A 13,254-nucleotide genomic window follows, 5' to 3' on the forward strand; every position below is an offset into this window, starting at 1 on the left:
GGCGAGAGGGCAATTACCCTCCGAGGGCCCGCTTTTCGGAAGAGCTTTTCGTCCTGAGCCTGGGCCAGCATCGCGACCGCTTCCCGACCGGTCGCGCCGTCCAGCACAGTTCCTGATCGCCGCCGTGAGGTGCCGACGGCAAGATCGTCATGCGGGTTCGAATCCCGTTGAGGCCACAATTACCCGGTTCCCTCGAAATCAAGGGAACCGGGCTTTCTTGATTAAGTGGCGTCGCCAGCGTCCACGCAGATCCTCGGCACGGGCCTGAGACCTTCATGGTGTTAGGCTGTGAATGTTCTTACGAACCTCATCAGGACGCGAGCGCGCAGCCCCCAGCAAGACTGGAAGAGCCGCGGTCGTATGGTGAGGCCAGACGGATGTGGCCCCATGGTCGCTCCAGCTCACGCCACTTAGTGGCGTCAGGGCCGGTCTCGGCCTACCCGCCCGATACAGCTAGCCCCCGACGTGCCGGCTGTGAAGCCGGTTTCGTCGTCGCGCTCCGGAGAATCCGTGACCCAGATCGTTGCCGAACACGCACAGGAATTCGCCGCCTCGGCGGAGCACACAGCCTCGACATCCCCAGCTCCCGAAATCGCCGTCAAGGCGGACCACCTGTATAAGGCATTCGGCCGCCGACCGCATGACATCGTCAAGAAACTCGAGGGCGGCGCGAGTCGTGAAGACCTCGCGCACCTCGGAACAGCCGCCGTGATCGATGCCTCTTTCGAGGTCCGGCGCGGCGAGATCTTCGTGGTGATGGGACTGTCCGGTTCGGGCAAGTCCACTCTGATTCGCATGCTCAACGGCCTGCTCGAGGCGACCTCCGGGACAGTGACCGTCGGTGACACCCGGATTACCGGACTCCCGGCCGCCAAGCTGCGCGATGTGCGTCGCCGGAGCGTGTCCATGGTCTTCCAGCACTTCGCCCTGCTACCCCACCGCAGCGTGATCGACAATGTGGCGTACGGCCTCGAGGTCCAGGGCATGCCTCGCGCGGAGCGCCTCGCGAAGGCCCGCACCATCATCCGCCTGGTGGGCCTGGACGGCTGGGCCGACAGCATGCCGTCCGAGTTGTCCGGCGGGATGCAGCAGAGGGTCGGCCTCGGTCGGGCGCTCGCCGCCGATACCGACGTTCTCCTGATGGACGAGGCGTTCTCGGCACTCGACCCGCTGATCCGCCGCGAGATGCAGGAACAGCTCATCGAGCTGCAGGCCGAACTCGGCAAGACCATCATCTTCATCACCCACGACCTCAACGAGGCGATGTTCCTGGGGGACCGGATCGCGGTCATGCGCGACGGTCGCATCGTGCAGATCGGCACCCCGGAAGACATCCTCACCGACCCGGCCAACGACTACGTCGCCCAGTTCGTTCAGGACGTCGACCGGGCCCGGGTGCTCACGGCCGGGAGCGTGATGGAGCCGGTGCGATCCATGGTCACCGTGACGTCCGGCCCGCGTGCCGCCCTGCGTACGATGCGCGACCTGCAGACCTCCGCCACGTTCGTGGTCGGGCGTGACCTCGGCTTCGTCGGGGTCGTACGTGACCGCGATGTGCTCAAGCAGGTCAAGGCCAGCCACCCGGACCTTCGCCCCATCATCAAGGAAGCAACGGCCGTTTCAGCGGATACCGCCCTGGTCGACCTCGTCGAGCTGGCGGTGGAGAGCGACTTGCCGATCGCCGTCGTCGATGCGCGAAACCGTCTGCTCGGTGTCATCCCGCGAGTCACCCTGCTTGCCGCTCTCGGTAACGTCACCACCGCGACGGGGGAGGTGCCGGTCACCGAACCGCCATCGACCATCTCGCTCCGCGTGATCACCGAAACCCTGCGCGAGACCGCGCTGGAAGGAGCACAGCTGTGAACGACTTCCGCATCCCGCTCGGCAGCTGGGCCGACGACTTCATCGCCTTCGTCACCGACAATTTCAGCTTTCTCTTCGATTTCGTGCGCACCATTTTCAACGGCGCCTACGAGTTCGTCGACCTCGTCCTTGCCTCACCGCCGTTCTGGGTGATCATCCTCGTGGCCGCTGCACTGGGCCTGATGGTCCGTGGCTGGAAATTCGCCGTGGGCGCCGTCATCGGCCTCATCGTCATCGTGGGTGTCGACCAGTGGCAGAACGCGATGGACTCGCTCGCCCTGGTCCTCGTGGCGAGCGTCCTCGCCATCCTGGTGAGCATCCCCCTGGGGATCCTGGCCGCCAAGTCCGCCCTGGCCTCCAAGATCATCCGGCCGATTCTCGACTTCATGCAGACCATGCCCGCGTTCGTCTACCTGATTCCCGCGCTGATCCTCTTCCGGGTGGGAGTCGTGCCCGGTATCGTGGCGACGATCATTTTCGCGATGGCACCGGGCGTCCGCCTGACCGAGCTCGGCATCCGCAGCGTTGATCACGAGGTCGTCGAGGCGGGCGAGGCATTCGGTGCGTCCCCGGCGAGAATCCTGCGCCAGATCCAGCTCCCGTTGGCGATGCCGACCGTCATGGCCGGAATCAATCAGGTCATCATGCTTTCCCTGTCGATGGTCGTCATCGCGGGAATGGTCGGCGCCGGCGGTCTCGGCCAGCAGGTCGTGGCGAGTCTCAGCCGCATCGACGTGTCGCTGGGATTCGAAGCCGGACTGGCGGTCGTGATCCTGGCGATCTTCCTCGACCGGATGACCGCATCGCTCGGCACGGGAATCACACCGATCGGTCGTCTCCTTGCCGGGCGCAAGCACCGTCGGCAGGCCGCCGCAGTGGCGGCCGAGAGCCCGATCAGCGCGCCCGTCGCAGACGTGAAGACGCCGCAGCCCGCCGGAGTCTGACCTGCAACTGGCGGGGTACCTCACACGGCACTCCGCGATTCCAGCCGGTCGAGTTCGTCCTGACCGGCACCCCCAATACTCACGGAGACACCTGTCTCCGTGTCGCACCCGGCCGCCTCGGCCGCCCGGCGCATCCGTCAACCCCGGTCACCCACAGCAGGTGACAAGACAGGAAGACACATGAAGAACCGTTCCCTCAGCATCATCGCCCTCGGAGCCGTCGGGCTTCTCGCTTTCACGGGCTGTGCAGCAACACCCGCGCAGACCGTCGGCAACGGCAACTCCGACAACAAAGACCTCACGATCGCCGTGTTCAACGGTTGGGACGAGGGTGTCGCGGCGTCCGAGCTCTGGAAGGCCATTCTGGACAAGCAGGGCTACAACGTCGAACTCGAGTACGCCGACGTCGCCGCGGTCTACGCGGGGCTGTCCACCGGCGACTACGACGTGAACCTCGACGTCTGGCTTCCGAACACCCACGCCACGTACCTCAAGCAATACGGTGACAAGATCACCGAACTCGCGGCCTGGAACACCGAGGCGAAGAACACCATCGCCGTGAACGCGGATGCACCGATCAACTCGATCGCGGAACTGGCCGCCAACGCCGACCTGTTCGGCAACAAGATCGTGGGAATCGAACCGGGGGCCGGCCTGACCGAGGCCGTCACGAACAAGACGATTCCGACCTACGGACTCGAGAACATGGACTACCAGACCTCGTCGACCGCCGCGATGCTCACCGAGCTCACGGCGGCCGCGAAGACCGGCGAGAACATCGCCGTGACCCTCTGGGAGCCGCACTGGGCGTATGGCTCCTTCGACCTGAAGAACCTCGAAGACCCCGAAGGCACCCTGGGGGCCACGGAGACCATCCACGCCTACGGCAAGAAGGACTTCGGCACTGACTTCCCGCAGGCCACCAAGTGGCTGTCCGGGTACAAGATGGACCTCGATCAGCTGTACTCGCTCGAGACCGCGATGTTCGTCGACTACGACGGCCAGGACTACGGCCCCATCGTTGCGAAGTGGATCGCGGACAATCAGGGCTACGTGGACTCGCTCACCAAGTAAGCCACTGTTGTGACGAACGGCCCGTGCTCCGGCACGGGCCGTTCGTGCGTTCGGGTGCGGAAGCCTGCCGTCTCAGGGCCTGGCCGTGACAGTTCGGAGAACGGCATTGAGCGTGAGCCAGCCGCGGAGCATTCCGGACGAATCGACGACGGGCAGGCCATCGCTCTCGCTGGCCGCAAGCACCCGATCCAGCACACTGTCCAGCGTGTCATCGGGGCTCGCGGAAGTGGGCGTCTCGATCAGGGCACTGAGGGTGATCGCGCTACTGTCGTCATCGTTGCCCAGGGAGTCGGATATGGCAGCGACGGTCACGATTCCGATGAACGTTCCGTCGCTATGAAGAACCGGCAGGGCGCGTTTGCCTGAATCGATGAGTATCCGCGCTCCTGCGGCGGGCGTGAGCCGGGAACTCACCGCATCGGGAGCATCCGTCATGACCTCACGCACGAGCGTGGAATGCAGCAGGATGCCACCGGGACCACCGTCGACGCTCACGCCGCGGCGACGAAGTTTGAGGGTGTAGATCGTGTCCCCGCTGAGAAGCCGGGACACGCCCGTCGCGATCACGATCGCGAGCAGCAAGGGAAGGATGATCGAGTATTCCCCGGTCAGTTCGAACAGGATGATGGCTGCCGTGATCGGGGCCCGCGTTGCCCCGGCGAAGACCGCGCCCATGCCGACCAGGGCAAACGTTCCGGTTTGCCCGGCGAACACGGGGAACACCATGCCGGCGACGTCGCCGAATGCGGCACCGAGCATCGCTCCGATGAAGAGTGACGGTGCGAACACTCCTCCGGAGCCGCCGATGCCGATGGTCAGGCTCGTCGCAACGACCTTGCCGACGAGCAACAGCGCAACGAAGCCCAGGGCATAGCCGCCCTGGACGCCCTTCTCCAGGACCGGGTAACCGACCCCGTACATCTGGGGCAAGGCGAAGAGCACCAGGCCGAGCACGAGGCCGCCGGCGACCGGCCGCAACCACTCCGGTTTGCCCCGCCAGGCCCAGTCGCAGAGGTCTTCCACGGCGTACAGGACCTTCGTGAACCCGACTCCGGTCAGGCCTGCCGCGAGTCCGAGCACGGCGAAGAGCGTGAACTCAGACGGGTTGACGATGGTGAACGTCGGCAGACTGAGGAAGGGGTGATCGCCGAGGATCGAGCGGCCGACGATCGATGCGGTCACTGAGGCAAGGACGACCACGCCGAAGGAACGGGCGGCGAAATCCCTGAGCAGCAGTTCGAGGGCGAAAAAGATTCCGGCGATCGGAGCATTGAACGTGGCTGCGATCGCGCCTGCGGCGCCGCACGCGACGAGGGTTCTGAGCTGGGATTCGGGCAGCCGGACTGCCCGGCCAAGTGTGGAACCGAGTGCTGACCCGATTTGGACGATAGGGCCCTCGCGACCCACCGACCCACCGGAACCGATTGTGATGGCCGAAGCGAGCGACTTGACGATCGCAACCTTGCCGGGAATCCGGCCGCCCCGTTTGGTGATGGCGTACATGACCTCTGGAACGCCATGCCCCCGGGCTTCCGGTGCGAACTTGTTCACCAAGGGGCCGTAGAGGAGACCGCCAATGGCCGGAGCGACGATCACGAATGCGCCCCCCAACCACGGAACCCAGGGATTTGCCGGATGGCCGACGGAGGCTGAGTAATCGACCGTTCCCGTGAAAATCAGAGTCGCGGTGGCCACCAGCCAACGGAACGCAACTGCGCCGAAACCGACACCTGCGCCAACCACGACAGACATGAAAATGAGTCGTCCGGAGCCGGTGAGGATCCGGTTGAACCACGTGTGCAAGGGCTCCAACAAGAGGGATCTCATTCGTCCCCGCAGGCTCAGAGTGGGCTGTGCCATCAGGCTCCGTAATGTGCAATTAGACAATTGTTGCATGTGTGCAATAATCACGGTATCACTTGCCTGGAACGGGGTTTGACCGATGGACGTCCTCACTGAAGCCGACGCACGAGCGGCCGACGCGACCCTTGCCGCCTCCCGTGCCTTGCTCGGCGTCGTTGCCCGCTCGGTTGTGGCAACGCTGGACGTCGTTTCCCTGCCGCAGTTCCGGGTCCTGGTCTTGCTCAGTTCGACCGGCCCAACCCGGATGGGCGCTGTGGCGGAGCGAATGGGAGTCATCCCATCGACATTCAGCCGCTTCGTCGATCGCATGGTCGCCGGAGGCTGGGTGGAGCGGGCGGCCAGCCCCGACAGCCGGCGCGAGGTCCTCCTCGAACTCACCGAGAGTGGCAGGCGACTCGTAGACGACGCCACCGGACGACGCCGGTCGGATATCTCCACCATCCTGTCGAGAATGACGCCGGATCGACGGACCGTGCTTCAACACGCACTGCAAGCATTCGCGGATGCGGCAGGGGAGCCCCAGGCCGCGGATCTGCTGACCCTGGGGCTCTGAACGCTTCCAACTCAAGACAGATCGGTGTCAAGTTCTCCCCGTCTGGGACTCTTTTGTTTCCTCGGTTCCTGATATGGTGCTGCCGACACGAGCGAGCGACTGGGGAGCCGACCAGCCGTTCCGCACGATGAACAGTTGTGAGATGGGGGACAAGTATGGCCTCGGCCGGGTTCGGTGTCACGTGGTGAGCGAGTCGAACGCTGCGAACACGAGCGAGCCGGTTCGGCTGGCCAGGTCGACGCTGGACGCGGGCGACAAAGACCTGCGCGCGGTGGCCGACCATGCGTTCCAGGTGAACGGGAACACCCAGGAGGCCCTGCGACTGGCGATCGCGCTCGGCGTTCGGCTTGACGGGGCGGGACCGGGTTCCGGGCGAACCGAACGGCTCTTCGACACGCTGGCCACGGTCGCGGCGGCAGACCTGACCGCTGCCCGCGTCGTGGAGGCGCACCTGGATGCGCTCTCGATCCTGGAACAGGCCGCTGAGTCCGGCAGTGGAATCCACGTCGAATCCGGGAACGGTCGGACGTGGGGTGTGTTCGCGGCGGAAGGACGCGGCACGCGCCTCGAGGCGCGCCAGACCGAGTCCGGCTGGCGGCTCGACGGTGTCAAGCCGTGGTGCTCGCTCGCCGGCGCCCTCAGCCACGCGCTCGTCACCGCGCACACCTCGGAGACCACGCGTCGCTTGTTCGCCGTCGACCTCCGCGTGCCGGGAATCACGGTGTCGGACGGCTCCTGGGTGGCCAGGGGACTCGCATCGCTTCCGAGTGGTCCGGTCGACTTTCGCGGCGTTCCGGCAGTGCCGGTCGGCGCAGACGGCTGGTACCTCGACCGACCGGGCTTCGCGTGGGGAGGGATCGGTGTCGCAGCCTGCTGGTGGGGCGGGGCCGTCGGCGTCGCCAGACGCGTCTACCGGGAGGCCGGGGAGCGCACGCCGGATCAGGTCAGTCTTGCTCATCTTGGCGCGATTGACATGCTCCTGACGGCATCGGGGCAGGCACTCGCGGCCGCTGCGAGCGCGATCGACGACGGGACCGCGACCGGCACACTCGGGGCCGTGCGTGCGGCGCGCGTGCGGGGGATCGTCGCGCGCACCGCAGAGCAGGTGATCGAGCGGGCCGGGCATGCCCTGGGGCCGGAACCCCTGGCCTTCGACGCGCGCCACGCCCAGCGTGTCGCCGATCTGCAGTTGTACATTCGACAGCATCACGCTGAACGCGACGAGGCCAGGCTTGGAGCTCTGCTGCTCGATGGTGCTCGCGGAGTCTCACCGTGGTGATCTTCAGCCATCGGGACCTCGGCACCGCCGAGCAGGCCTGGGCCGGCGCTCCCTGGATCACGGCTGCGGCGCGGCTTGACCTCGACGACCTCGCCCGGCTGATCATCGTCGCGGCGCATCCCGACGACGAGACCCTCGGTGCCGGCGGGCTCCTCTCCGGTGCGACGCGACGCGGGATCCCGGTCGATGTCCTTGTCCTCAGCGACGGTGAAGCGTCCCATCCGGAATCCCCGACGCATAGCCAGGGTCGCCTTTCACGTGTGCGCAGGACAGAGGTGACGGATGCGGTGGCGCACCTGGCGCCATCCGCTCGCCTGCACTTCGCCGGACTGCCGGACGGCGACCTCGAGAGGAACAGGGAGGCGGCGGCGCGGGCGCTGGCATCCGTGCTCGGGCCGCCGTCTTCCGGCGCGGAGAAGATCACGGAAGGCTCAGCCGCGGGCACCTGGATTGTCGCACCGTGGCGGGCCGACGGGCATCCCGACCACGCGCTCGCCGGCGACGTGGCAGCGGCCGGAGCGGCATGGTCGGGCGCCCGCCTGCTCGAGTACCCGATCTGGGCCTGGCACTGGTCGACACCGGACGGGGAATGGCCGCTGGGCCTGATCCGCAGGTTCGATCTCTCTCCCGAGGACCACGCGCGGAAGCTGCAGGCGCTCGCGCTGCACCGCAGCCAGGTGCTGGCGTTGTCCGACGAACCCGGAGACGAGGCCGTCGTGCCGCCGGCGATGGCCGCCCATTTCGCGAGGGGCTTCGAGATCTTCGTCGACGGCACCGCAGCGGAGGCACCGTCCCCGGATGCGAGCGGGACAGCGAGCCTGGCGAGATCTTTCTTCGACGAGTTTTACCGGGAGGCGCGAGACCCGTGGGGCTTCGAGACGCGTTGGTACGAACGTCGGAAACGCGCGCTGACCCTCGCTGCGCTGCCGCGCGAACGATTCGGTGCCGCCCTGGAGCTCGGCTGCTCGATCGGAGTATTCACGGCCGACCTCGCCGCCCGGTGCGACACCGTGATGGCCGTCGATATCGCGGAGCAACCGCTCTCGATTGCCCGCGAACGGCTCGCCGGGCGCCCCGGCGTCCGCTTCGCACGGATGACCCTGCCCGGTGAATGGCCCTCCGGAGTCTTCGACCTCATCGTCGTATCCGAAGTCGGCTACTACCTGGCGACCGCAGACCTGGAACGGTTCTTCCAGCGCTGCCGGGACAGCCTCGCCCCCGGCGGAGTCCTCCTCGCCTGCCATTGGAGGCATCCGGTTCCCGAGTATCCGCTCAGCGGCGACCGGGTTCACGACATGCTCGCGACGGTGCCCGGCCTCGTGCGAACCGTCGAGCATCGCGAAAGTGACTTCCTGCTTGAGGTGTGGCAGCCCGAGCCGGCACGATCCGTGGCCCAGCACGAGGGACTCGTCCCATGATCGGGCCCGGTGAAATCGACCACCTGGTCATCGTCATCCCCGCGCACAACGAGGAGGAACTGCTTCCTCGGTGCCTCGCCGCGGTGGGGGCCGCGATCGAGCCCGTGGTCGCGACCCTCGATCCGGCGCCGCCGATCGTGTCGGTCGTGATCGTGCTCGACCGCTGTACGGACGGGACCGAGACCATTGCCGCGGGTTTTCCGGGCGTGCATCTGGTCCGCAGTGACACGGGAGGCGTCGGTGCGGCACGGCGTGCGGGCGTCCGCGGCGTCCTGAAGACCCCTGCGGACTTCACGGGTCGTACCTGGATCGCGTCGACGGATGCCGATTCAGCCGTCCCGGAGAACTGGCTCGCGAGCCAGCTTGCCTTCGCCAGGAACGATGTGCATCTGGTTCTCGGCACCGTCGAGCCGGACGAGTGCCTCGACGGCGAAATGCGCGCTCGCTGGGCGGCAGAGCAGTGGCTCGTGAGGGACATCCGCACGTGCACGGGGCCAATCTCGGTGTGCGGGCAGACCGGTACCTCGCTGCCGGGGAATTCCCCGGTATCGACGCCGACGAGGACATTGCACTCGTCGCTGCACTGCGGAGGCTGCGGGTGTGCGAGATCCGCACGGCACGCATCCCGGTTCGTACGAGTGGGCGACTCGTCGGACGCACGCCCGGGGGTTTCGCCGGCTACCTGCGCGCTCAGACCGCTCGCCTCCCCGTCATCATGGAGACGGGTGTTCTGCAGGTCGACGACGCCGGCGCCCTCCCGTGAGCGAACCGGTGAACGGGCACGCGGCCGAGGACAGCGGAGGCGGGAACCGACCTGTCTCGGGTCCGAATCCGGCTGGGATCACAATTGGCAGGCAGAGTCCAACAAGGTTGAAGCGGCGCGGTCAACGACCTCGATGCGCGCAAGGGCGGCAGGGACCGTGCACCCGGGCTCGTCGGAAGCGAGCGGTTCGAGAATTGCCAGTTGCGAGTCGAGGAGCGTGGGCGGCATGAAATGGCCGGCACGGGCTTTCAGCCGGGAAGCCACAAGGTCCCGATCGGCGTCGAGAAGGACGAACCGTGTATCCGGGCACGTGGAACGAATCAGATCGCGATAGGCGCGCTTCAAAGCGGAACAGGCAATCACCATGCCGGCCGGCGCCTGGGCGAGTGCTGCGCCGACGAGCGCCAGCCACGGCCAGCGGTCCTCGTCGGTGAGTGGGATGCCTTGTGACATCAGGTTCTTGTTGGCTGCCGGGTGCAGGTCGTCAGCGTCGACGAACGGAAGTCCGAGCCGGTCGGCGAGGGCGGCCCCGACTGTGGACTTCCCCACACCGGAGACGCCCATGACGACGATCCGGTGCGCAGGAGCGGCGCTGGTCACAGTGCGCCCTGGCTCAGTGTGCCGGCCGGAATCGGGACAAGCCGGGTGACCTCGGTGGGAGCACTGAGTAGGCCTTCGACGGATGCGACGAGTCGGGCGGTTGCCGGGCTCGTGCCGTGGTCGTCGAGTAGCTCGGCCGATGACCATTTCTCGATCATGACGATTCGACCGTCCGGTGCGTCGTGGATGGCGTAGAGCTCACAGCCTGGTTCGGTGTGCACCTCGGCGATGGCCACGGAGAGCGCGTGAGTGAGCGCCGCGTGCTGTCCCGCGGCTGGGGTGAAATAGGCGGTTACGACGACGGGTTCAGGCAATTCGATCACTTGTCCTCTGTGGGTATTTCTTCGGAGGCGTGCAGCTGGAACGCTGGACGAACTCGGCTCGGACATTAATGGCGCGCCCTCCACTGGGCAGTCTGTTCTGCATTCGGCCGAGAACGAGCTCGACCGAGTGCAGGGCGAGCATGTCGATGGGTTGGCGGATGATGCTCAGTGGCGGGCTGACCAGTTCCGTCCAGGGGCCGTCGTCGAAGACGATCACCGAGAGGTCGTCGGGGATCGACACCGAGAGCTGGGCGAGCCGGCGCATGCAGCTCTGCACCTGGGCGGTGTTGGCGACGACGAGCGCGGTCGGTGGATTCTCGAGGGCGAGGAGACCTGCGACGGCATCACCGCCCGCGTCGCCCCGGAACGGCACCGCCCGAACGAGTTCAGGGTCGCGGGCGATCCCCGCGAGGTCGAGAGCCCGTTGATAGCCGCCGGTACGGGAGCGTCCGGTCGACGTGCTGGACGGTCCAGAGATCAGGGCGATACGGGTGTGACCGAGGCTGACCAGATGGGCAGTCGCCGTCTCGGCTGAATTGGCGTTCTCGATGCTCACGACATCGGTGTCGGCCAGTTCCGCGACCGTGCGGTCGACGAAGACGACGTTGACCCCGACGGCACGGAGCCGTTCCCATGCGTCCACATTCCCTCCCGTCGGCGTGGCGATCACGCCGCCCACGGAACGGTCGAGAAGGGTGTCGAGGGACTCGGCCTCGAGATGCGGGTCCTCCTGGGTCGTCATCAGAACGACCTGCGCGCCCCGGGCGCGGGCCTCCCACACAATCCGATCCGCGAGACGAGCGAAGAATGGGTTGGTGAGGTCGGCGAGCACGAGGCCAATGGTGAGGGCCTGGCCCTGGCTGAGCTCGCGCGCGGCGGCACGAGGGCGATACCTGAGTCGTTCGATGGCGTCGACGACGCGTGCCCTGGTGCCGGGAGCGACCGGACCGGTGTCATTGAGCACGCGGGAGACGACGGATATCGAGACGTCAGCCGCACCTGCGACATCGCGGATCGTCGGGGACTTCGCCATTGAGCTTCCTTCACATAACGATGCGATCTCTGAATGGAAAACGGGTGTTGACACAGCATACAGCCGACTGGTAAAAAAGTGGTACCGGTACCACAAGGGCCGGAAATTCTTGATCCGCAACGACGGAGTTGCAGACAGTCCTCGTAGGAGGACTCTTCTCCGGCGGCATTCCAAGCCAGAGAGGCCTATACGTGAATCTGTACAAACTCCTCGAGGATCGCGAGCGCGATGGTCGCCCTATCCGGGTCGGGCTCATCGGCGCTGGGCGCTACGGAACGATGTACCTCGCCCAGGCCCGCAATATCCCCGGCATCCACGTCGTCGCCATTGCCGACATAAACGTCGCCAGGGCCCAGGGTGCATTCGCCCTCGTGGGCTGGCCAGAAGATCAGCTGGCCCCCGACATCACTTCGGCGCTCGCCACGCGCAGCACAACGATCATCAGCGCTGCCGAAGAGCTGTTCACCTCAGACATCGACGTGATCGTCGAGGCGACCGGCAACCCGATCGTGGGTACCCACCACGCACTCCGCGCCATCGAAACCGGTAAGCACATCATCATGGTGACCGTCGAAGCGGATGCCCTCGCAGGCCCCGCTCTGGCCCGACGGGCCGAGGCCGCAGGCGTCGTGTACTCGATGGCTTTCGGCGACCAGCCTGCCCTGATCATGGACCTCGTCGACTGGGCACGGACAAGCGGATTCGATGTTGTGTGCGCAGGCAAGGGCGCCAAATACCTCGAGCATTATCACGACATGAACCCCGACAACGTCTGGGAGAACTGGGAGTTCCCGAAGGAGCTGACCGATTCCGGCCAGCTGAATCCCTACATGCACACGTCCTTCCGGGACGGAACCAAGGCCGCCATTGAAATGGCGGCGGTCGCCAACGCCGCGGCACTCGTGCCGTCAGATGCCGGCCTCACCTTCACTCCGGGCGATGTGGAGGAAATCGCGACGATCTGCCGTCCGAGCAGCGTGGGCGGCGCACTCGCCCACGAGGGTTCCGTCGATGTCATGTCGAGCGTGCGGCGCGATGGCAGTCCCATCCCGCACAACACCCAGGAAGGCGTCTTCGTCGTGGTCAAGGCGACCAATGACTACGTGTCCCGCTGCTTCGATGAATACCCGTGGCACCCCGACCCGACCAAGCAGTACGCCGCACTGTATCGTCCGTATCACTACGTCGGCCTCGAGCTCAACGTCTCCATTGCCAACGCTGCCCTCCTTGGCGTTGCGACGGGAAGCCCCATCGGCTTCTACGGCGACGTCGTGGCGACCGCCAAGAAAGATCTCAAGGCCGGCGAGTTCCTCGACGGCGAGGGCGGCTACACAGTGTGGGGCAAGTTGGTGTCGGCTCGACACTCCGTCGCATCGAAGGCCCTGCCGGTGGCGCTCGCCCACCATGTCGAGTTGCGTAACGACGTCGTCAAGGGTCAGATCCTGAGCTGGGATGACATCATCATCGACGACTCGCTCGCCGAGGCGCTCGAAGTCCGCCGCGAGACAGAAGCACTGCTCGCCCCCTGAACGCACCGCCGG

At 66.2% G+C, this 13,254-nt stretch carries 12 protein-coding genes and 1 pseudogene; 9 read left to right on the plus strand and 4 right to left on the minus strand.

All coding sequences use genetic code 11. From position 1 onward, the window contains the following. Positions 1–591: 591 nt before the first annotated feature. The 3 genes from E3O39_RS09930 (at position 592) to E3O39_RS09940 (ending at position 3,881) form a co-directional block, all read left to right on the plus strand. Positions 592–1,863 (plus strand): glycine betaine/L-proline ABC transporter ATP-binding protein, encoded by a 1,272-nt coding sequence (locus E3O39_RS09930; protein ID WP_134448049.1) that lies wholly within the window; start codon positions 592–594, stop codon positions 1,861–1,863. After that, positions 1,860–2,807, plus strand: a complete 948-nt coding sequence (locus E3O39_RS09935; protein WP_134447490.1) for a proline/glycine betaine ABC transporter permease — start codon at positions 1,860–1,862, stop codon at positions 2,805–2,807. The genes E3O39_RS09930 and E3O39_RS09935 overlap by 4 nt, the downstream gene beginning before the upstream one ends. A 180-nt stretch (positions 2,808–2,987) precedes the next feature. Beyond that, positions 2,988–3,881, plus strand: coding sequence for a glycine betaine ABC transporter substrate-binding protein (locus E3O39_RS09940; protein ID WP_134447492.1), 894 nt, complete (start codon positions 2,988–2,990; stop codon positions 3,879–3,881). 72 nt (positions 3,882–3,953) lie between these two features. Here E3O39_RS09940 and E3O39_RS09945 read toward each other — a convergent pair whose 3' ends face one another. Then, positions 3,954–5,477, minus strand: coding sequence for a chloride channel protein (locus E3O39_RS09945; RefSeq protein ID WP_241985034.1), 1,524 nt, complete (start codon positions 5,475–5,477; stop codon positions 3,954–3,956). Positions 5,478–5,823: 346 nt separating this feature from the next. Here E3O39_RS09945 and E3O39_RS09950 point away from each other — a divergent pair, with 346 nt between their 5' ends. The 5 genes and pseudogenes from E3O39_RS09950 (at position 5,824) to E3O39_RS19305 (ending at position 9,757) form a co-directional block, all read left to right on the plus strand. After that, entirely contained in the window at positions 5,824–6,297 is a 474-nt protein-coding gene (locus E3O39_RS09950; RefSeq protein WP_134447496.1) for a MarR family winged helix-turn-helix transcriptional regulator, read from the plus strand. Between the two features lie 142 nt (positions 6,298–6,439). Next, a complete protein-coding gene (locus tag E3O39_RS09955; protein WP_134447498.1) occupies positions 6,440–7,576 on the plus strand; it encodes an acyl-CoA dehydrogenase in 1,137 nt (378 codons plus the stop codon). Then, entirely contained in the window at positions 7,570–8,994 is a 1,425-nt protein-coding gene (locus E3O39_RS09960) for a bifunctional PIG-L family deacetylase/class I SAM-dependent methyltransferase (protein ID WP_134447500.1), read from the plus strand. Before E3O39_RS09955 ends, E3O39_RS09960 begins: the two co-directional genes overlap by 7 nt. Beyond that, positions 8,991–9,413 (plus strand): annotated as a pseudogene (locus tag E3O39_RS19855) (glycosyltransferase family 2 protein); the annotation flags it as partial. The gene E3O39_RS09960 and the pseudogene E3O39_RS19855, both read left to right, overlap by 4 nt. A gap of 41 nt (positions 9,414–9,454) precedes the next feature. Continuing rightward, complete coding sequence (locus E3O39_RS19305) at positions 9,455–9,757, plus strand: hypothetical protein (protein ID WP_206751293.1); 303 nt, start codon at positions 9,455–9,457, stop codon at positions 9,755–9,757. Between the two features lie 78 nt (positions 9,758–9,835). On the opposite strand, the gene E3O39_RS09970 is transcribed toward E3O39_RS19305, so the two are convergent. From E3O39_RS09970 to E3O39_RS09980, 3 genes are read right to left on the minus strand one after another with little or no spacing between them, the layout of a single operon-like run. Beyond that, the gene (locus E3O39_RS09970; RefSeq protein WP_241975534.1) at positions 9,836–10,357 is read right to left on the minus strand and encodes a gluconokinase; all 522 of its coding nucleotides are present in this window, start codon (positions 10,355–10,357) and stop codon (positions 9,836–9,838) included. Then, entirely contained in the window at positions 10,354–10,671 is a 318-nt protein-coding gene (locus tag E3O39_RS19220; RefSeq protein ID WP_134448053.1) for a putative quinol monooxygenase, read from the minus strand. The genes E3O39_RS09970 and E3O39_RS19220 overlap by 4 nt, the downstream gene beginning before the upstream one ends. Beyond that, the gene (locus E3O39_RS09980; protein WP_134447502.1) at positions 10,664–11,713 is read right to left on the minus strand and encodes a LacI family DNA-binding transcriptional regulator; all 1,050 of its coding nucleotides are present in this window, start codon (positions 11,711–11,713) and stop codon (positions 10,664–10,666) included. Before E3O39_RS09980 ends, E3O39_RS19220 begins: the two co-directional genes overlap by 8 nt. Positions 11,714–11,904: 191 nt before the next feature. Here E3O39_RS09980 and E3O39_RS09985 point away from each other — a divergent pair, with 191 nt between their 5' ends. Further along, a complete protein-coding gene (locus tag E3O39_RS09985; RefSeq protein ID WP_134447504.1) occupies positions 11,905–13,242 on the plus strand; it encodes an NAD(P)H-dependent oxidoreductase in 1,338 nt (445 codons plus the stop codon). The last annotated feature ends 12 nt before the right edge of the window (positions 13,243–13,254 follow it).

Origin of the sequence: Cryobacterium sp. MDB2-A-1, assembly GCF_004402675.1 — a bacterium.
Lineage (GTDB): Bacteria > Actinomycetota > Actinomycetes > Actinomycetales > Microbacteriaceae > Cryobacterium > Cryobacterium glucosi.